Consider the following 21,022-nt stretch of genomic DNA (forward strand, 5'->3'; position numbering starts at 1 on the left):
TAAAGTTATTATATTAATTAACTACTATCAAAGATAAGATACTCAAAAACTATCAAAGATAAGATACTCAAAAGTGCAATTTATTCAAAAGTTAAGAACTATAAGAGATGATTACTACGAACAAAGGCATGGGATGTCCGGTGGCAAAACGGCCCGCTCATAAATTAAAATTCAGTATTATTTCTTTGATTGCAGTTGGATTGGTTGCTTTTCTCATGCGCCTGATCTCGTATTCCACGGTTACTGCAAACGGAAGCATAAATCTTTTGGGATATGATAGTTTCTACCATATGCGGCGCATTTTATATACAACTTTCAATTTTCCACATCCCCTTAATTTCGATTCTTATATTAATTATCCTGCGGGATTTGAAGTCGGATGGCCTCCTTTTTTTGACTTTTTAGGTGCACTGCTTGCAAAAGTCCTGGGAGGAGGCAACCCTGATTTGTATACCACAGAATTTGCAGGAGCCTTGCTGCCAGTGCTTCTGGGAGTCCTGACAATAATTCCACTGTATATGGCGGCTGCTGCGATATTTGACCGAAAAACCGCACTTTTTGGAGCCTTAGTTTTTGCAGTGATTCCAGCTCATGTCTACGTATCCCGGTTTGGAGCAGTTGACCATCACGTAGCTGAAACTCTCCTGTCAACCTCAGCTTATGCATGTTTCATACTTGCTTTAAAATGGGCAAGAGAAGGCTCCCTTTCCCTGACTTCTCTCAAAAATATCTCTTCTGAAAAGAAACTAATAAAATCGTTAGCTTTCGCAGTAGCATCCGGACTATTCTTTGCACTTCTGATTTACACATGGATAGGAGCCCTTGTTTTTGTAAGCTTTATTGTACTTTACGCATTCATACAGACAATAATCGACCTTAAGGCCGAGAAAAACTCCGACTATCTTCTTATATGCTCTACTGTATCTCTTCTTGCAACGCTTCTCTTTACCATTCCCCTATCAGCAGGATCTTTGCGTCCGGGCCTGGAAATGAGTGCGATGTATCTTTCCTGGTTCCAGGTATTCTATGTGTTCAGCATGCTAGTCGGAACCTTAATCCTCTGGGGCTTTTCCCTATATATCTCGAAAAAAGGTCTGGACTGGAAGTACTATCCAGCCGTCTTAATACTGATCTCTGTCGCTGGTCTTCTGTTCCTTAAGACATTTTCTGCCGAGTCATATGCTTTTGTAATTGAAGGAATGAATTTCTTCCTCGGAAAAGGTGAATACATAAGCACGATTTCCGAGGCTCTGCCAGTATTTTTAACTTCAGATGGAAATCTTACTTTTACGCCAATACTGGGAAGTCTCGGGCTTTGTTTCCTTACCGCTCTGGGAGGATTTTTCCTGCTTGGCCTCGAGTGGAGAGGTGAAAAATCAAAGCCTGAAGGAGTTTTTTTCCTTTTATGGTCGGCCTTTTTCGCATATTTAATGCTCTCTCAAAGGCGTTTTTCGTATCTGTTCGCAGTAAACGCAGCAATGCTTACCTCATACTTACTTTGGGTTTTACTGGATTCCTTTGACTTTGAGACTGAAGTAAAAAAATTGGTGAAATCTGTTCCGACCCACGGGAATAATGCAATGTTTACATCTCGGGCAGAAAAAGAAACAAAGTCAAAAAAGTCCGAAAAAGAAACAAAGTCAAAAACAAAATCAAAATCGAAAATTAATTCCTCAGGTTCAAAACAGAATTCTCAACCCGACTACTTCAAAATTGTCTCATCTCTGGCACTTATAGGGCTTGTATTTATACCCTGCATTTGGGCAGGAGTTGCTTTTGCAAAAGAGGACGGCTTGATTGACCCTATCTGGAAGGACTCTCTCACCTGGCTTGGAGCCTCGAGCCCTGAAACTTCTTACTACCTTGATCCGTCCGGAACCCCCGAATATGGAGTTTTGAGCTGGTGGGACTACGGAAACTGGATCGTTTACCAGGCTAAAAGGCCTGCAGTTTCAAACAACTTCCAGACCGGTGTAGACGATTCTTCACATTTCTTCTTAACGAACTCCGAGGAAGACGCAAAGGCAATTATGGAAAAGCTCAAAGTAAAATATGTAATAACCGACAATCTGATGGCAGGCGGCAAATTTGGGTCTATTGTTAAGGTTGCAGGTGAGAACATAAGCAAGTATCTAAATGTTCAAACCGTCAACGGAAACGGCGGGCTTCAAACCATTGCAACTGCTAAAAAGGAATACACGCAAACCGAAGTATACAAGCTTCATCAACTTGACGGATCAAATCTCGGAAACCTGAGGCTTGTCCATGAAACTACTGCACCTGAGGTAGATAATGACACGACTAGTGACGTAAAGATATTCGAGTTTGTCTCTGGAGCCAGGCTTTCAGGTACTGCAGACCCAGGGCAAAGCATTACTGCAACCCTTGAGCTCAGATCAAACACAGGCCGAAAATTCACATATCAGAATGAAGTAACGTCAGATAAAAACGGTTCATTTGAAATAACCGTACCTTACTCAACCGAAAATAAAGCAGATGGAGTCAATGCTCTGTCGACTTATTCCCTAAAAGCAGGAAACACCACAGTCTCAGAAATTCAGGTGACGGAAAAGGATGTCCTGGAAGGGAACAGGGTAGAGGTGAAAATCCCAGAATCGAAATAAGGAGTTCTTGAACCGGGTTTTTTAAATGAAAACAGAAATTAAAATCTTTTAAAAAACGAAAAGAGAAAAAGAATTTTTTCATTCTCTTTTCCTCTTCCTGTTATTATTTCTCAAATTATTATTTTTCGAATATTATTTCTCAAATTATTATTCTTCGAATATCATTTTTCAAATTATTATTTCTCATATTGGCTTTATTCAATATTCGGGAAGACAACTTCAGTAGTGGGTCTAGTGCCGAAAGTCTTGAAGGTTTCATTCTCCCGCGCTTTCGACTCCTACGGCGCTTAGGAACCTTTTCACTACGGCTTCATTAACCAGCCTGAGTAACGTCTGACGGTCTTTTGTAGCGCTGAAAACACCAAGGGGTATCTGGGCTCCTGCTGCGTTTGCATGTCCACCTGCATCTTCGCCGAAAGCCTGGCGCATAACTTCGCCGAGGTTAATTCTGATATCATTGCTTCGTCCGGAGATATATATACGGTCTTCAGTTACTCCAAAGACTACGGTTGTGGAGATGCCCTCAAGGCTCAAAAGGTAATCTGCAGCTTGCGGAAGCGTATCCCTATCCCTTATGTTCCCGACATTCGAGAGAAGGTAACTTCCTATTACCTGTCGGTTTCTTATGGCCTCCCCAAGTACCTCAAGGGTTTCAGTGGCCATCGAAGGCTGTTCAAGCTGATCCAGGATTCCGTGGTTCGAAAGGGGGTAAAGGTACGAAGCGGCTGAAAGATCAGCAGGGTCGGTCTTCCTCTTGAAATCCTGGGTGTCAGTTCGGATTCCATAGAGCAGGGCTGTTGCCAGCGTTTTGGATATATTAATATTGAGCTGCTGCAGGTACTTTGTCATTATAGTAGCTGTTGCTCCGAAGTTAGGTCGGATATCTATGTACTCAGCCTTTATTTCGGTTTCTCCTGGGGGGTGATGGTCAATTACAATACCCACAAACGAGTTTGGGGGAACCATGTTGTTAACTCCGGGAATGGAGCAGTCTATCAGGGCGATTTCGTCGAAGCCTTTGAGACCGTTCTCTTCCATCTTACCGAGGTCGATCCCGAGCAGGTTTACAAAGGCTTTGTTTTCCTGATGCCCTATTCTGCCATGGTAGAGGATGCTTGCCTCAACCCCGATGCTCTTTGCAATCTCTTTCAGGGCCAGCCCACTCGAAATAGCATCCGGATCAGGGTTATCGTGGATTACAATAGCAAGTTTTTTATCCCTTATTCCCTTCAGCCACCGTGCAAGCCTGTTACCTCTGTGAACCGATTCGGCTCTCTCAAGAGAACGGGAAAGGGAACTTGCTACAAGCTTGGAAGACATAAAGACATAATCTGCTCCAAGGTCTTCCATTTTTTCCTTATTGATAATATCTGAGGCCCGGGAAAAGAGCTGAACATCAGGGTTAACTGCCTTTTTGAAATTCTCAATGCCCTTTCTATTAGCTTCGTTATTGGAAGTCAGGAAAAGTATAACAACAACATTCTTAAGGTCAATCTTATCGACAAGTTCAGGGTCGGAGATATCGCCTACAATCGCTTCAAATCCTTCCTCCCTGAGAGTCTCAACCTTAGCTTCGTCTTTGTCTACAATAATCACAAGCTTATTGCTTTCCCTGAGCTCTTTTGCAAGCGCAAAACCAACACTTCCACTGCCCAGAACAAGGTATCTGGGTTTGACTGTACTTTTAAGATTGCTATCCGCATCTTTTGATAAATTAAGCAAAAATAGTCCTCCCTGTTTTGTATAAGTCCAGGCACATGTAAAGGAAAGCAAACATTTGATCAGAATCCTGCCTATTCACATTTTACTACAGTTAGTTAACTGTAAGGCTAACTGTAGTTTTTTGACTGTTTTTCTTACTGATTAGACACTCTTATGAAACTGCTTTTATATATCATACTTTTTAAGAAATAATATTCTTTTTATGGGAAACTCAAAAATTCCAGTATATTATATTGGAATGTAACATTATATTGGAATGTAACATATATACTTAATAACATCAAATAGGTTTTCCTCGGTGTAGAAATATAAGAAATAAATTCCCTCAATTGTTCTGGAGATATATAACAATTTCTACTATAATCTATTATAATCTAGAGAATCTCAAATTAGCTTTTAAAATCTCAAATCTAATTTGATACTCACTTTTTTAAAAGTATCTCCCAAACGAATTCTTATCCTCAACTTTATTTTGCATTTCTGTCAACACCAGTAGTTGATATGCTATGAAACTCAATAGAGAGTAGAGTTTTCTACTCTGATTTCTCACTCTTCTGATATCGAACTTTACTGTACCTTTAATATGTCCATGTATCTTTTCACATTCAGCTCTCTTTTTATACTGATCATCAAAAGTCTCATCTCTGATATTTTGGTTTCTTAGGTACATTCCTACCTGTTCTTTCCTTCCAATTTCATATAGAAATCTGAGTTTGTTTTCCATTGGTGCATGAATATCTCCACCGAGTTTCCACTTTTTATTCACCCAGTGATCGATTCGTTCCTCTTCACCTTCTTGATTGATTACTGCATTTGAAGCGTAGGAAATAATCGGTTTTGCGTTCAGATTATACCAAATATCAGAATGATTGAGGAATGAATCATAACCTCCGTCAGCAGAATAAAATTCCAGATTAGCGTTCATGTTCTTTAGAGCCTCAATATGATCGATAAGTTCTGGAGAGTCACCAGAAAGTCCTTTTGTATGAGTCATGAAAATTGGGTAAGTTCCAACCATTGTAATATGTGCCTTATCCATTTTGCATTCATAATGAGGATTATAATCAGCATGTTTGTCGTATCTTGAAGCTTCAAGTGGAGTGGAATCAATTTTTGCTTCCTTTTCCTGAGAAAGTTTGAGAATTTTCTCACCTATAAGCATCATTATCTCATTGACTCCTTTTTCTCCAAGTCTATACTTCATAAAATGATGAAGGGTTCCACCTGAAGGAAGTTTAATCTGGCCATTTTCATCATAAAAAGAAAGCAGGATAGCTTCTTCGTCTGTTAAGGAAGAAATGGTTTTATCATATGAGAGTTGCCTGAAACACTTCACAACAAACAGTTTTATCATAGAAGAAACACTGTACTTAAAGTGCCAACTTTTGTTGGTGTAAAAAGTACGTTCGACGTGCTTTGCAATATCGTCAATGCAAAGAAAGTACAGGAATTGGCAAATTGAAGTACTTTCTCTGCTCAAATAATTATCGAAGGAGTCCTCGAAGAGGACTCCTTTGTATAACATACTGTTTTTTGACATGAGAAAGGCATAGAAGGTATTGTTTTAAGTTGCCACTACCAAACAGAGACAAGTGCTATCAGAGTTAGTGGAAAAAAGAATAAGTTTTTAAGTCAAAATTCTAATTTGAGAGCCTCATCTATAAAGCCAGAGAATTCATATGAGTCAGAGAATTCAGGTTTGCAGAAATGATTTGACAGCTCAAATAGGCAAGGAGACCATATAAGATAGTCCGGCAGGTAATAGTTATGAAGTGCATTAATTCTTTGAGGATAAAAGCGATAGACCGAAATTGTGAATGCCTTGGGCTTCTACCTGTCCAGTTAATGGAAAATGCAGGGGCCGTTATTGCACAGCACATACGGGAAAGGCTTGAGAGTGGTAGGGTACTTTTTCTCGCAGGCCGGGGAAACAACGGAGGAGACGCTTTTGTCGCGGCCAGACACCTTGCAGGCTCTTCAGGATACACTGTAAAGGTAATGCTGCTAGGAAAAGCCAGGGATATAAGAACGAAAGAAGCTCTCCATAACTTTTCCCTTCTGAAGTTCAGCCGTGTTGATGTGCTCGAAATAACGGACTCAAGTCAGCTTGAAACCTCGGCTTCAGAATCGTTTCAGGAAGCTGATCTGCTCGTCGACGCAGTATTCGGAACCGGGATAAGGGGAAAGCTCAGAGATCCTGAATCAAAGGTTATCGATTTTATAAACCGGGAAGGGAAAGCCGGAAAAACCGTAATCTCAGTTGACATTCCCTCAGGACTTGACCCTGATAGTGGGGATTTTGAAAAAGCTGTGCATGCAGGGCTTACTGTTACTTTTCACCATATGAAGACCGGGCTTTTGAGCGAGAAGGCAAAAGAATACACTGGCATGATAAAGGTTGCAGACATTGGAATATGTGTCGACGCCGAACAGTACGTTGGTCCCGGAGACCTTATGATGCTGCGCAGGCGGGAGTCCGGGGAACACAAGGGGGATTCCGGAAAAATCCTCGTTATAGGAGGAGGTCCGTATTCAGGAGCTCCGGCCCTTGCGTCCCTTTCGGCCCTTAAAGCTGGAGCAGACCTTGTAACCGTAGCAGTTCCAGAACCTGTAGCTGAAATAGTGGCATCATATTCTCCAAACCTTATCGTCCGAAAACTCTCTTCAAATGTCCTCTGCCCTGAAGATCTTTCAATCCTTATGGACCTTATAAATTCCCATGATGTAGTTGTGATGGGTATGGGGCTCGGGAGAGCGGCAGAAACCTTGGAAGCCATCCGAAAAATCCTGCCCTTTTGCAGGAAAGCGGTTCTTGATGCCGATGCCCTCTCATCTCTCTCAGGTGCTATTTTTGAAAGCCTTGCGGGCAACTGCGAACTGATAGTAACCCCGCATGCCGGAGAATTTGCCCGCCTGAGAAATATGGAAACCCCTGATAGCTTGGAATCTCGTATTAAAGCCGTCAGGGAGTTTTCGGAGGAAAAAGGGGTTGTAACACTTCTCAAAGGAAAAATCGATATTATCTCGGACGGAAAGCAGACCCTACTGAACAGGACAGGAAACCCGGGCATGACCGTGGGAGGCACAGGAGATGTCCTTGCAGGACTTACAGGATCGATTTTTTCCAGAAATCCTGCATTCCTCGCGGCAGCCTGTGCTGCGCACGTCAATGGGGCAGCCGGGGATCTGGCTTTTGAGAAAGCAGGAAATGGACTACTTGCAACGGATGTTCTGGAGAATATTCCTAAAATAATTAAAGCGGCTGAGATTGGATAAAATAAGATTGAGTATAAGAGATAGAGTCATGTCTAAGTGTAAAATACTGTAAATTTGCTAAAATGGGGAGACAATTCGTATGGTACATGAAACTGAAAGGAAAATCAAGCTGAAAATCGAAAGAAATCGGATAAGAGTTACGATTTTTCACGGGGAAGATGAACAGGTCATAAAACTCAATCTTGAAGAAGCAAGAGGACTTAGGGAAGAGCTGGATAAAGTAATTGAAGACTATTCACAAAGAAAGCAAATCAGAATCGACTGATCCAAGAAAATCTGTGTTGAAATGCCAAAAAAGCATTAGAATGTCAGAAAAAGGCATCTAAATACTAAAAATACCCTAAAAAATGCTAAAAATACTCTATATGTGCACTGAAATACTAAATATACCCTAAATATACACTGAAATGCTAAAAATGCCAAAAATATACATCAAAATGCCAAAAATATCAAAAAGGACATCGAAATGCCAAAAATATATGAAAAATATTGAAATTTCATAAATAAGCACTGAAATTCTAGAAAAAAGGGAATTGATAGCTAGACTGGATCAAACCAGATAAATCAAGGTTCTAATTCAAGGTTAATATGTACGAAAAACGTGGTGGTTTTGTGGAAAAGCAATTTACTCATATTGAGTCCGGCAGAGCACATATGGTAGATATCAGTGAAAAGTGTGAGGTTCCGAGATTGGCGCGGGCTGCAGGGGAAATTATGCTTTCCGGGGAGACTATAGAGAAGATACGAACCGGAAACGTGGAAAAAGGCAATGTGCTTGCAACTGCGCGGGTTGCTGCCGTGCTTGCGATTAAAAAGACTCCTGACATAATTCCAATGTGCCATCAGATCCCTATAACTGCCATAGATGTGGATTTTGAGATCGACAAAGGGATGATTTCAGCGGAGGTAAAAGTCCGGACTGTCGGAAAAACAGGAGTTGAAATGGAAGCCCTCACAGGGGTTTCGGCAGCATTGCTGACGATTTGGGATATGGTGAAATCAGTGGAAAAAGACGAGAGTGGAAATTATCCACATACTTCAATACAAAATATCAGGGTGCTCGAAAAACTCAAAGGATAAAGCCCAGGGTAAGCCCTTAAAAAATAAGCTTTTTAAAGGATGGGATATATCAAGACCGCAGACTGAGGTATATATCTTGAAGATTATAGGTGGACCAGCATCACAATTACTTGCCAGCCGCACTGCCCGGGCTTTAGGGATAGAGCCTGTACTTTCCGAGTTTAATCGATTTCCTGATGGGGAACTTTATCTCCGAATCGCAGAAGAGACCGAAAACGAGCGTGTGACCCTTATTCAGAGTACACCCACTGATTCTGATCTTGTTTCCCTGCTCCAGCTTATCGATGCTTGTGAAGGAGCAAAAGAGCTCAATGTCGTGATTCCTTATATGGGATATGCCAGACAGGACAAGAAGTTCAAGCCTGGAGAGCCAATCAGTGCCCGCGCAATTGCCCGCTGTATCAGAGCTGACCGCGTTTTTACGATAAACATCCACGAAAAAAGTGTGCTTGAATACTTCCCTGGCCCTGCGGAAAACCTTGAGGCAGCTAAACTTGTTGGGGACTATATTGCAGGGCTTAACCTGGAAAATCCACTTATGCTTGCTCCGGATTCGGGAGCTGAAGGGCTTATAAAGAACGTCTCATCAGGGCTGGGCTTTGATTATGATCACTTGGAGAAAACGAGACTCAGTGGGGATACAGTTGTAATCAAGACAAAGAATCTCGATGTAACGGGCAGAAATGTTGTCCTCGTAGACGATATGATTGCAACAGGCGGGACGATGGCAGAATCTATCAAAATGCTCAGAGCCCAGGGAGCAGCAGATGTTTACATTGCCTGTGTACATCCTGTACTCGCGAGGAACGCCGTTTTAAGGCTCTTTAATGCGGGCGTAAAGGATATTCTCGGAACCGATACTCTTGAAAAAGCAGAGAGCAGGCTGAGCGTTGCTCCCCTTATTGCAGATGCCCTTAAAGGGCTCTGATACAAATAGTTTAATTTTATTACCGTTAACTATTTTTTATGTTCTGTTGTTTCTAGTATTATGACTCTTCCAGAAGTCTGTCCACTTGATGAAAGTCAGACATGTAAAGGGCGGGAGTGCCACCTCTTCTGCCTTGAGTGGAGATCAAGAGAACCCATCTGCCTTATAGGTTACAGTATAACAAGTAGAATTAAATCCGGAAAAGCTGGACGTAACAGGGATACCTATGCTGAAGATACTTTCCGGAAACTAGGAAGGCAGCCGCTTTCTAAAAGAAAAGATGTCTCTGAAATAGGAGACTGGACCCCTTCAAGGCTCACAAATAAATCTTCGGAACAATCTGTTGAAAGAAACGAAGAAAGATTTTCAAAGAACCGGCACTTCCAGGAAACAGATGTAAAGAAGCCTGACCAGAAGCCTGAGGGAAACCATGATGAAAGGCAAAGATATGCTCCCAGCGATGCTGAGAAAGCTTCTATAAGGCTGGAATCCGGATTGAAAATTGAGCCGGTTGAACAGAGCCCGGTTATACATGCAAAAATTGAACCAAAAGTCCAGGAAAAGCCAAAGACCCCGGAAAAAGTCATTTCAAGAGATAAGCACACGACGATCTTTGCACCTTTTAATAATGATAAAAAAGATGACTCCTGCCTGCCAGGAAGAGAGGAAAAAGTAATAAAGTCCGCTGAGAATAAAGAAAAGCGTAAAAAGCTTGATAAAGCAATGGAAATAGACCTTCCTGATACTTATGATGAGGATTTCTGGAGTTAACCACCTTCAGTCCGAAAATGGCTGTTTTTCGCTCAATCCTTTTTAAAAAGGCTTGGCAGTTAACAGCCTTCAGCTCGAAGAAATAGCTCAGAAATACAGATAGAAGTTCCGGAAAGGGTTTCTTACCCTTGAAGAAAAAATTATATTATCTTTACTCCGGCGTTCCTGAAGTGAACTTTCTTGACTCCTTTATAACCGATTGTTCATGGTTTTAAAGCGTTGGGTTTTAAGACGTTGATATGATTATAATCCATGAATATCGAAGGAGTTATGGAAAATCAACTGTACTTCTGAGAGAGAATTTTGATATCATAAGATTCTCATTTTTCATGCTGTTTGACTATGCTGCTTAACTTATGCTGCTTAACTTATGCTGTTTGACTATGCTGCTTAACTTATGCTACTTAACTTATACTGCTTAACTTTTATTTTGCGTGCTCGGGAAGGATACAAAAAAGGATATGATGATTCAGGATGGACCGCCAGACATACCAGACAATCTACAGCTCACTGCATGACTTTAAAGATGTTTTTCGCCTTTCGGAGGAATATTCCAAACCCGTAGGTGTGCTTGCAACAATTCTCAATCAGAAAGTCGTAAAAAAGACTCGGTTCAAACACAGAAAAGTTTATTCAAGGGAAAACGAACTTTTTTTAAAATGGAAACAGGGACGCACTATTCTTGATCTTGCGGAATACACAGGCTTTCCTCCTACCCTTATGGCATCCCTTATTATGAAGAATTGTCAAATTTCCAAGAAAAGTATAAACTGGCTTTTCAAAAATGTGGACTTAATCGAAAACCGCCGTCTTCAAAAGGAAGTCAAAAAAGCTCTTGATGTCGATCACTTCTTTTCGCCTCATGCCCATGAGATGCAGTGTAAGAAGGGCGAGATGGGAGAAGCACTTATCCAGAAATGGCTTGATGATAGGGAAATTCCATATTGTACCGAAGCAGACATTCGGGCCAAGGGAGAAGGCAAGACTCCTGATTTTGTCCTGGAAAATCCTGTATGCATAGACAATCTTATGGTCAACTGGATTGAAAGCAAAGCGCTTTTTGGAGACTACTTCGAACACGAGCACTATTCAAAGAAACAGTTTCGGGAATATGCAGAGATTTTCGGAGAAGGCATGGTTGTCTACTGGTACGGGTATCTCGAAGATCTCCCTTCCGAGGGCTATCTTGTAAAGAACTATAGCTTTTTTGGAGAATATAAAGAGGAAGTTGATGAGCTATTTAATTATCTGGTATACTGGTGAGTCCTGTTTGAATACGTTTGAGTGCTGATAGAATACATTTGAACCTTGTATGAAATACTTTTGATACCAGTGCTTCGATTCCAAAATTAATTCCTCATTTCCTAGAAAATACGGGATTTACAGGTCTATTAAAAAGTCAAGTTTTATGAACTTACTTCAAAATCGAGTACATCGCAGTACTAGTTTGCTGACAGAATGTATTTGAACCTTATCTGGAATACTTTTGACCCTGGTCTGCTGACAGAATGCGTTTGAACCTTATCTGGAATACTTTTGACCCTGGTCTGCTGACAGAATGCGTTTGAACCTTATCTGGAATACTTTTGACCCTGGTCTGCTGACAGAATGCGTTTGAACCTTATCTGGAATACTTTTGACCCTGGTCTGCTGACAGAATGCGTTTGAACCTTATCTGGAATACTTTTGACCCTGGTCTGCTGACAGAATGCGTTTGAACCTTATCTGGAATACTTTTGACCCTGGTCTGCTGACAGAATGCGTTTGAACCTTATCTGGAATACTTTTGACCCTGGTCTGGTATATTTATGAATCCTGTCTGACATACTTGCTAACTGCGCGACAGGCCTGCTGAAAAGGAAATAGTCAACTTAAAGTTTTACAATAGACGACATATTGGTAATAGGGTCTTTTTCTACCTGGAAGACATGGTCTGCCGAATCTATAAGTGATTCATCATGGGAGACCACAATAATCTGGCCTACGCCTATGCCGCGCATCATGTCTATGAGTTTCAAAAGCTGGTTTATATGCCCGCGGTCCAGGAAAACTGTAGGCTCGTCAAGGATCATGGGGGGAAGCCCGTCTGCCCTATCTCCGCCAAAACCCAGAGCAAGAAGCCTGTAGATCGCACAGCGCAGGACAAGGTTAAAGATTGCACGTTCTCCTCCGCTAAGGAGTTTTGGTTCAAGGGGGGTGCCGTCTTTTCTATAAACCGTGAGGTTATATTCCGGGTCGAGTTCGATATGTGAATAAGCATTATTTGTGTACATGAAGTTGAACATTTCATTCAAAAGGATCGAAAGAGCCCCAATGTTTTTTGTCCGCATATCCGCCCGAACGTGCATATACATGCTCTCAAGCTCTTCGGCGTTGCTATATACGGCTTCGAGGTACTGCTTCCTGTTCTCAAGGGCTTTTAGTTCTTCTTTCAGCTCATTACGGCGTTTTAAACTATTTTCAACCATCCCCACTTCTTTTAAGAGCGCATCTTTGGTAGACGTTATTTGCCGGGTTTTTTCAGTAAGGTTTGCCTGATATTCTTCAAGCTGGGTACGCTTTGACTGAAGGTCTTCGAACCTGCTTCCTTGTAGCTTTCCTTCAAGCTGTTTTACCCGCTCGTTTCTTTCAAGGATTTCCCGGTCAAAAAAGCCGACTTTTTCGGCAAGGTTCCTGATTGAAGCCTCAAGCTCGGAGATTTTGTGCTTTACGTTATCCATCTGTATCAGGTTTGCTCCGAGTTTTTTTGTCTTCAAGAGACGCTTTGAACTTTCTTCATGGGTTTCTTTTGCCATGGCTTCTTTTTTCCTCAGGGCTTCAAGCTCAATTTCCAGGGTTTTGAGTTTTTCCTTTTCCTGAGTTTCTCGTTCGGCAAGCCCTTTTATTTTCTCATTGAGCTCTCCAAGTCTCTGCCCGTAATTTTCGATCAGTGCTAGGGAAGTCCTGATTTTCCCGTTCAGGCTCTCTATTTCCGAGGTATTTTCAGCAAGCTTTTTCTCAAAGGCTTTTGCCTCTCGAAGTACTCTTTCACTCTCACCATGAGCTTTTTGAGCTGCCGCCTCCCATCCCTGCAGGGCTTTAATATCGGGAAGAAGCTTGCCCATTTTAGCCTCAAGTTCTTCCTTTTGTTTATTAAGCCCTTCAAGTTTAAGGGAATCTTCCTCGGTTCGGGTTTTGTGGATAGATATCCTTTCTTGCAGGTCTTTTGCTTTATTTTTGAGTCTTTCGGTTTCCAGGTCGTAATCCGAAATTCGCTTCTCCAGCTTTTTGGCATCCTTGAGCCGATTAAGTTTTTTCTCGACTTCGGCTTGCTGGAGCTTTATATCAAGAAGTTCTGCTGCAAGTTTTTCTCTCTTCTGTTCGGATTCCCCGGTTGTGCATGCAATTTCAGAGCCTTTAAGATCCTGCCCGCATGTAGGGCATTTTCCTTCGGCAAGTAGCTGCTGGTTTTTACGGATAACTTTATCAAGCTCCCTGACAGTAGCTTCAAGCTCTTTTTCCCGCCCATGCAGCCTGTTTTTGTTTTCCAGCAGAAGTTCGCTGAGGTACTCCAGGTCTTCGAGCTGCTCTCCGGTAAAGCCAAGTCCTTTTAACCCTGCAGAAGCTTCGGATTTTTGCTCCTTGACTTCCAGAACTGCCTTATCATTTTCCCTGAGATCCTCTTCAAGGATTTCTATCTCGGTTTTACTTTTCCTAACTGCGACCCTGGAGTTTTGAAGTTCCTTATCAAGCGTGAGGAGATTTATGTCTCCTGTTTCTTTTTCTTTGAAAGCAAGTGCAAGTTTTGTTGAGGCTTCGTTTTTCCGTTCGCGCAGAAGGCTTTCTTTTTCTTCCAGCTCATTTATAAACAAAGGAAGCTCATAAGAGTCCGTGAAGCCTGTAGTTTCTTTTGCAGCTTCTTTTAGCTTTTTACTCTCATCTTCGATTCTCAGTATATTTTTTCTGTTTTCTTCAATTGCCCCGTTTGTAGTCCCAATATCTGCCCTGCACTGCCTTAAAATCTGTTCGGTCTCAGCCTTTTCGTTTTCAAGGTCATGTAGAGCCTGAGTGTGAACTTCTTCCTCTCTGAGGAGAAGAGCAAGCTCTTTTGAGATCGCATTTACCTTTTCCCTAGCAAGAAACTCCTCTTTTTCCTGCTGCATGCTCAGAGCCTCAATCTCAAGGTTCCCAAACCCACATTCTTCTCGAATAAGCTTATTCTCTTCTCCCAGTCCGAGCAGTGCCTGCCTTTGTTCATGGGATTCTCTGGCGAAGTTTTCTTTTTCCCGGATACAGCCTGCCTTGTCTTCCTGAGACTTAGCCAGGACCTGTTTCAGAGTCTGGATTTCCTGGAGATGTTCCCTGTGCTCTGTGATCATAAGGTCGAGTTTTTCTTTCTGGGCGGCTGCAGCCTCTTTATTCTCATTACATTTTTTTAAGATAGTATCGTTTTCCTTTATCTTCTGCTTGAGCCCATTCAAAACAGCATGCGGTTCTGTACTTTCAATCCCCTCAATTTCGGCTTTTACGCTCGAAAGGCTTTTACTCGTGTCCCTTTGAAGCCTTCTTACAGCAGTTTTTGCGCTTCCTGCTCTTTCCCTGTATTCTTCGAGCTTTCCAAGCTGCAACAAGCCGTCGATCATTCGCTGCCTGTCTTTTGGTTTCGCGTTAATGAGTACATCAATTTCGCCCTGCCTGATGTAAGCGCAGTTTCTGTACGCTTCTTCATCCATATTTAGAAGAGAACAGACCTCTTCGTAAGTCCGTGTAGCCTGATCGACAATACTTTCCCCATTGGCATAGAGCACACATTTCGAATTCGAAGCGCTCTCACTTTTAGAAGAATACCTGAAAGCCTGTTCTATAAGATAATCCTGTCCTAAATGCTCAAAACCCAGGTTTATTTTCGCATTTTCAGCTCCTTTGAAGATTACATCTGCAAGCACGAAGTCCTTTGAAAGAATTTTGCTCCCGAAAAGCCCCATAAAACATGCTTCAAGCAGGCTTGACTTCCCGCTTCCGTTCACCCCGGAAATGACTGTAACTCCGTCTTCAAATGTAAAATCCAGTTTTTTATAACTCCGGATGTTTTCAATATGCAAGTTTTTGAGCTTCACAGGTAATCACCAAGGTTATACTGTCGAGGTACAGCAGTCTTTTTCCTTCCTTTTTTTGCCCCTGCTTTCCCCGTTTTTTCGTTTAGCTCCGTAGCCCTTGTAGGTTCCTCTTCAGGCAGCTTTTCAGTTTTGTCTGTTTTTTCCTTTACAGGTTTGCCTTTTACTCCGGGCTCAGATTGCTTTCTACTCTTCTTCTCAGGTTTACTTTCAGGTTCAGTAGGTTTACTTTCAGGTTTACTTTCGTCTTGACTTTCAGGTTTAACTTCAGGTTTACTTTTAAGTTCGCTTTCAGTTTTACTTTCAGTTTTACTTTCAGGTTTTACTTCAGGTTTACTTTTGGCTCGGCTTTTAGGTTTAATTTCAGATTTACTTTCGGCTTGAATTTCAGGTTTAACTTCAGGTTCGTTATCTTTATCTTTTCCGAACTCGGTTTCAATTCCTGGAGTTTTTACTGGAGTCCTGGAAGTTTCCTGCTGGATATTCGATTCAGAAGGCGCTACAGGCTTATTGTTCAACTCTGTTGATCTCGAATCAGGCAGCTTCAAAAGCCCCGAATCAGACGAACACTGCGAGTTTGATGCTGGTGCCAATGGTGCCAATTCGGAAATATCCTGATTCATGGCTGAAATCTCAATACTCTTTGAGGGTTCAGTGTCCTTTGAGGTCTCAGTACTCTTTGAGGTCTCAGTACTCTTTGAGGTCTCAGTACTTTTTTTAGTACCTTTTTTTTCAGTATTCTTGATTCGGTCTGAAGTCCGCAGAACTCCTGAAAGTTCAGTAATTTCAAGCTTGCCGGAAACTATACCCTCCTGCATGTTTTTCCCGGCGAGTCCAGCCTCCCCTACAGCATCAGGGTTTATTTCTTCAAATTCCAGAAGTCCGGGAGTGGTGGCAGAACTTGCAGCATTGGCAGTGTAGGCAGAACCATCGGGACTAGCCGAATTGGCGGGAATCTCTATCCTGAATTCAGGGTTTTTGAAGTCCATAGCTTTAGCTTCAATAAGTTTCGAAAGACGGTCCTCGGTTTCTTCATCTACCCTTGACTTTGAGACATTAGGGCTCCGGACAATTTCATCAATAATCAACCCGCCGTCGTTTAAACTCATTTTCCGGATCTCGCTTGCAACGGCATGGTCAGGATCAGAAAAGGTTACCTTTAAGCCTTCCTCCGGGAAGGACTCCTTTGCTCTCCGGTCTACAAAGTTTGACACGAGAGCCCCTTTATTAAGCAGGTATTCCTCAAGTTCGCTCTGTGACAGGACTGCTCCCGAATCCCCTGAAATTTCCAGAAATACCACGGATTCAGGGATATCTTCCAGATATTCGTCGACTTTAGAAAATATCTGTTCATAGGGTTTGTCCTCTCCTTTCAACTCTACTCGAATGGAAAGGAATTTACGGGTTGGAATCGTGCGTTTGCTAATTTCAAGTCCTTTTTCGGAAAGCGTAATAATATTGTAGGAACGGGCTTCCTTTTCGGACAGACTGTTTCGTTCCGTACTGCCAGGGTAAGTAATCCAGGTCTCACCGGTTTTATTTTTGATTATTGAGTGTTCATGGTAGTCGCCAAGAAGAATTGCGTCAACCTTGAAAGGAAGGTTTTCAAGCACCTCATCGCAGTCCCATTCCGCATATGGAAAAGGATTCATAATCTGGTGCATTACAAGCAGTTTCCAGCCGTTTACCACAGGGCAGGAAGGGATCGAAGAGATGGAAGGATTAGAAGGGCTGGATAAGGTAGAAGAGGCAGAAGAAGTAGAAGAGATAGAAGGAGTAGATGGGTTGGGGGGAGTTGAAGAAGTTGAAGACGTGGGCGAAATGGACGAAGTGCAAGGAGTTGGAGAAGTGGAATCATTGGAAGAAGTAGAAGAGTCGGAAACGGCAGGAGAGTCCGGCGTCTCAAATCCTGAATAGTCGAATATAGGAATTTTTGATTTCGGGACACTGTCTATCCCGTAGATGGCTGCATTACCTACCATAAGCGGTTTTTTTCCGAGCCTTGCCGCAAGTCCCATCTCCTCAAAAAGGTCGAGCCACTGGGTATTCTGCTTGCTTTCATGGTTCCCGACAATTCCTAAAAACGGTATGTCAGCCGCCTTCAGTCTGGACAGGAGATTTATTGTATCAAGGAGGTCTTCAAGGGTCGGGTTCCTTGAATCAAAAAGGTCTCCCGCATGCACTACGGCATCTACCTGCATCTCAACCGCATCATTTACAACAAGTTCGAAAGCTGCAAAAAAATCGTTTCTCCGGACCTCGCTGTGATATTGCCTGTATCCCAGATGCGTGTCTGCAGTGTGGAGTATCCTAATTTCCCTGGCCATGGTTTTATCAGTCTCTAATTTTTACCCTATAAGGGTTTCTATATTAGTAATTAACTACTTTTTACAGAAAATAAACTTCACCCAGTTGAGGGAGTTAGCATCTTTCACGCTGGAATGCTGACTAATTGACATAAGTCTGACATATAAATCAAGGAGAAAGTTTTGATGGGCAAAAATTAAGATCTTGATCCTGGCTCAGAGAAGACTGAATAATGCTTTCAGGTCATTTTTACCTCATACAGTTGCTTGGCTAGAGTTACTAATTATTTACAAATAATTAGTAATTCTACAGGTTAAGTAATTCTACAGGTTAAGTAATTCTACAGGTTAAGTAATTCTACAGGTTAAGTAATTCTACAGGTTAAGTAATTCTACAGGTTAAGTAATCCTACAGGTTAAGTAATTCTACAGGTTAAGTAATTATATAGATTAGTAACTATGTAGCAGCACAAGATTAAAAATAGACAAATTGTGTTTTTAGCTTTCAAAGCTTGTAATTCATCATCTTAGAGTGCAAGGCAATACCTCAATAAAATCTGAAAATTGGTAAAGTATAACATTCCAGTCTACAGCCGTTCGTATGTCAGATACGCTTACCCAATCTATAAAGCTCGTCATCCTTAATTGCAACGAACCATTTGGGAGATACGAAAACGACATCACAACTATCTGTTTCCCCGTTGGCATGCGTAATGAAAGTGTGGACTCTATTAGGATAATCGGGTACTAATGACCAGTTTCCAGTCCAGATATCTCCAGCATTCATATAATATTGAGAATGAAACTCCCAGGGTACAGCATGATATTCGCGTGGTAACCCATCCTCAAAACCAGCGACACTCCACCGAGTTCCGGAAGGATCAAAGCCTTTTCCTGACGTATCTGTCGGAATTTCGACGGTTATATAGTCTGATCTGGTAATAGAATTGCTACCTTCTTCGTTTATTACTTTCATAGTGATGTTATACACACCCGGATTGGTAAACGTATGCGTTGCATTCATGGCATGTTTTGAGTAAGTGCCGTCTCCAAAATCCCATAACCAGGAAGTTGGTATTCCGCCAGTGCTTACGCCAGTAAATTTTACTACAAAAGGAACTGCTCCTCCGGTAACGTTTGCAGAAAAATCAGCTATTGATCTCTCAGTTTGTACAGCCAGTGAAGTAGATGATGACAGAATTAAGAACACAAAAGCTAAAGCTATTGAATAAAATTGTTCTTTGTATCTCATTTTCTTCCCTCATATGCCAATTCAAAATGCACATTTTTTAATATAACGTCCAAATATTCTCTAATATAAAGTCCAAGTGCTTTCTATTATGGCAACATATAATTATGAGGGAAACAAATTTTCTTATTACTGAAACCGAATGTAAATAATCGGTAGCTTGAATATAAATCTAAAATAGCAGATAATCTAAAGCAGTAATAAAATAAATAGCATAAAATAATACTCTCTTTTATATTCCTATTTCACATACATCGTCTTGGATTTGCAACTTCTCTTTTAAGAATTTCTATCCAATCCAGAGCCTGTACTCCGGGATATTCATATCCTAAAAGAAGCACTTCGCTGAATTCTTCGCCTTCAATTGACATGGACCCTGTTACCTCATAGGTTGGAAATGGGACCGGAAGGACTCCTTTTACAGTCTCATCAACTTCCAGTTTCGTAAGTCTGGTTAGGTTATCCGTAAAAAGCACTTCTTCGGCACTGCTTGCAGTTACAATAGGTATTGTACGAATTGAGTGATATATACACGATTCAACCACAGAAAATCCAAGTACGAGTTCTTTCCAGATCATAGGTTCGTTATGATTGATTCTGACAGAGAATATGTCCTTCTAGTATTGTTCCTCATTTTGATGGTCAGAGAAAAGAAGAATTTATGGAAAAAGCCCTTGAAATAGCCTCAAATATTCGATCTGATTCTTACAGAGCAAAGGCACTTTGTTTTATATTATCTCTTATGAGGAATTCTCCAGTGAATAAGCTTTATTTTTTGTGGAGAAGAGTGATTCAAATTCTCAAAGAAGGTACTCGAAGTAACCTACTTTCTAATATCATCACATTAATTCCAGTTATAAATGATTTGGGTGAAGATGAAACGTTATTTGAAATTTCTCAGGCTATTATAGACGTTTCTTATTGGTTTCCATAAAGTAAGTATTCTGATGGGTACTGTGTAGTCTACGGGGTCTGTGTTAAATTTTCTGTATTTAATGATGTCTGTCTGGAGGTAAAAACCCATCAATTACACAGTACCTCACAGAGCCTTTCTATGAATAGAGATACTCTTTATGAGAAGATAGGACAATAGTGTATAAAATGAAATCAAAATATGAAATCAGATATATTTGACATATTAAATACAGCGGGATCAATTATGAAAAGCGCAGTATATCTTTACGTATTTGACACAATGGCTGACTGGGAAATCAGTTATTTAAGCGCTGAATTAAACTCGGGAAGATACTATAAAAAAGGGTTAGAACCTTTAAAAATAGTCACAGTTAGTGTGGACAAAAACCCTGTAATTACAATGGGTGGCATAAAAATACTACCTGATATTGGATATGAAGAACTTATCATTGAAGATGCAGCAGCCCTGATCCTCCCTGGAGGAAATACATGGACAGAACCGATTCACGACCCAATTTTAAAAAAGGCTGAAGAGGGTTTAAAAAAAAGTGTAATTGTTGGGGCAATTTGCGGCGCTACAATGGGACTTGCTGAGAAAGGGATGCTGAATAATAGATGGCACACCAGCAATGATCTTGGATTTCTTAAAATGATGTGTCCAAACTATGCAGGAGAAATGTATTATAAACAAGAACCAGCTGTAACTGACGGAAACCTGATTACTGCTTCCGGAGTAGCTCCACTGGAATTCACTGTTCATGTGTTGAAGAAACTGGATGTATTCTCGTTGGAAACGTTAGATTCATGGTACAATCTTTATCGTACTCACGAATCGAAATATTTCTATGAGCTAATTAATTCTATTCAATGAATTGCAGAATCTCAAATTGAAAAAAGAGACAAAATTTAGGCTGAAGGGCATGTGGATCATTGACAAATCTGGCAAAACAGCCCTTTAGCCTCGTTGACAAGAGATAAACAATTGTAAGGAAATTGCACCCACTATATTTCCATACTATTCTAACTTTGCTTTCAAAAATGAGTGATTTTACGTTATC

General features: G+C 41.2%; 15 protein-coding genes. 9 read left to right on the top strand and 6 right to left on the bottom strand.

Going from position 1 to position 21,022, the window contains the following annotated elements; translation table 11 throughout:
* The first annotated feature begins 107 nt into the window (after window positions 1-107).
* Entirely contained in the window at window positions 108-2,624 is a 2,517-nt protein-coding gene (locus tag MSBRM_RS02920) for an oligosaccharyl transferase, archaeosortase A system-associated (RefSeq protein ID WP_048119967.1), read from the top strand.
* Window positions 2,625-2,879: 255 nt separating this feature from the next.
* Here the strand turns inward: MSBRM_RS02920 and MSBRM_RS02925 are convergent, their stop codons facing one another.
* Together MSBRM_RS02925 and MSBRM_RS02930 are read right to left on the bottom strand one after the other, a co-directional pair.
* Window positions 2,880-4,346 (bottom strand): DHH family phosphoesterase, encoded by a 1,467-nt coding sequence (locus MSBRM_RS02925; RefSeq protein ID WP_048123222.1) that lies wholly within the window; start codon window positions 4,344-4,346, stop codon window positions 2,880-2,882.
* 430 nt (window positions 4,347-4,776) lie between these two features.
* Window positions 4,777-5,886, bottom strand: coding sequence for a transposase (locus MSBRM_RS02930; RefSeq protein ID WP_048154466.1), 1,110 nt, complete (start codon window positions 5,884-5,886; stop codon window positions 4,777-4,779).
* A 227-nt stretch (window positions 5,887-6,113) separates the two neighbouring features.
* Between MSBRM_RS02930 and MSBRM_RS02935 the strand changes: the two genes are divergently transcribed.
* The 6 genes from MSBRM_RS02935 (at window position 6,114) to MSBRM_RS02960 (ending at window position 11,664) form a co-directional block, all read left to right on the top strand.
* Window positions 6,114-7,622 (top strand): bifunctional ADP-dependent NAD(P)H-hydrate dehydratase/NAD(P)H-hydrate epimerase, encoded by a 1,509-nt coding sequence (locus MSBRM_RS02935; protein ID WP_048119965.1) that lies wholly within the window; start codon window positions 6,114-6,116, stop codon window positions 7,620-7,622.
* 79 nt (window positions 7,623-7,701) lie between these two features.
* Window positions 7,702-7,887 carry a hypothetical protein gene (locus tag MSBRM_RS02940; protein ID WP_048119963.1) on the top strand — a complete coding sequence of 62 codons (186 nt, stop codon included), beginning with the start codon at window positions 7,702-7,704 and terminating at the stop codon, window positions 7,885-7,887.
* 347 nt (window positions 7,888-8,234) lie between these two features.
* Window positions 8,235-8,702 carry a cyclic pyranopterin monophosphate synthase MoaC gene (gene moaC / locus MSBRM_RS02945; protein WP_048156729.1) on the top strand — a complete coding sequence of 156 codons (468 nt, stop codon included), beginning with the start codon at window positions 8,235-8,237 and terminating at the stop codon, window positions 8,700-8,702.
* A 76-nt stretch (window positions 8,703-8,778) separates the two neighbouring features.
* Complete coding sequence (locus tag MSBRM_RS02950; protein WP_048119961.1) at window positions 8,779-9,630, top strand: ribose-phosphate diphosphokinase; 852 nt, start codon at window positions 8,779-8,781, stop codon at window positions 9,628-9,630.
* A 60-nt stretch (window positions 9,631-9,690) separates the two neighbouring features.
* Window positions 9,691-10,401, top strand: coding sequence for a hypothetical protein (locus MSBRM_RS02955; protein ID WP_048119959.1), 711 nt, complete (start codon window positions 9,691-9,693; stop codon window positions 10,399-10,401).
* Window positions 10,402-10,875: 474 nt separating this feature from the next.
* On the top strand, window positions 10,876-11,664 hold the full coding sequence (locus MSBRM_RS02960; protein WP_048119957.1) for a C15orf41 family protein: 789 nt from the start codon (window positions 10,876-10,878) through the stop codon (window positions 11,662-11,664).
* Between the two features lie 608 nt (window positions 11,665-12,272).
* Here the strand turns inward: MSBRM_RS02960 and MSBRM_RS02965 are convergent.
* The 4 genes from MSBRM_RS02965 to MSBRM_RS02980 form a co-directional block, all read right to left on the bottom strand.
* Window positions 12,273-15,497, bottom strand: coding sequence for a DNA double-strand break repair ATPase Rad50 (locus tag MSBRM_RS02965; protein ID WP_048119956.1), 3,225 nt, complete (start codon window positions 15,495-15,497; stop codon window positions 12,273-12,275).
* On the bottom strand, window positions 15,494-17,821 hold the full coding sequence (locus MSBRM_RS21995) for a metallophosphoesterase family protein (RefSeq protein ID WP_052712669.1): 2,328 nt from the start codon (window positions 17,819-17,821) through the stop codon (window positions 15,494-15,496). Before MSBRM_RS21995 ends, MSBRM_RS02965 begins: the two co-directional genes overlap by 4 nt.
* Before the next feature lie 583 nt (window positions 17,822-18,404).
* Window positions 18,405-19,052, bottom strand: coding sequence for a PKD domain-containing protein (locus MSBRM_RS02975; RefSeq protein ID WP_048119953.1), 648 nt, complete (start codon window positions 19,050-19,052; stop codon window positions 18,405-18,407).
* A gap of 242 nt (window positions 19,053-19,294) precedes the next feature.
* Complete coding sequence (locus MSBRM_RS02980) at window positions 19,295-19,627, bottom strand: hypothetical protein (RefSeq protein WP_048119951.1); 333 nt, start codon at window positions 19,625-19,627, stop codon at window positions 19,295-19,297.
* A gap of 83 nt (window positions 19,628-19,710) precedes the next feature.
* On the opposite strand from MSBRM_RS02980, the gene MSBRM_RS02985 reads away from it, so the two are divergent.
* Together MSBRM_RS02985 and MSBRM_RS02990 are read left to right on the top strand one after the other, a co-directional pair.
* Window positions 19,711-19,983 carry a hypothetical protein gene (locus tag MSBRM_RS02985; RefSeq protein ID WP_048119949.1) on the top strand — a complete coding sequence of 91 codons (273 nt, stop codon included), beginning with the start codon at window positions 19,711-19,713 and terminating at the stop codon, window positions 19,981-19,983.
* A 225-nt stretch (window positions 19,984-20,208) separates the two neighbouring features.
* Window positions 20,209-20,835: a type 1 glutamine amidotransferase family protein gene (locus tag MSBRM_RS02990; protein WP_048154472.1), complete on the top strand. Its 627-nt coding sequence runs from the start codon at window positions 20,209-20,211 to the stop codon at window positions 20,833-20,835.
* The last annotated feature ends 187 nt before the right edge of the window (window positions 20,836-21,022 follow it).

Origin of the sequence: Methanosarcina barkeri MS, assembly GCF_000970025.1 — an archaeon.
Lineage (GTDB): Archaea > Halobacteriota > Methanosarcinia > Methanosarcinales > Methanosarcinaceae > Methanosarcina > Methanosarcina barkeri.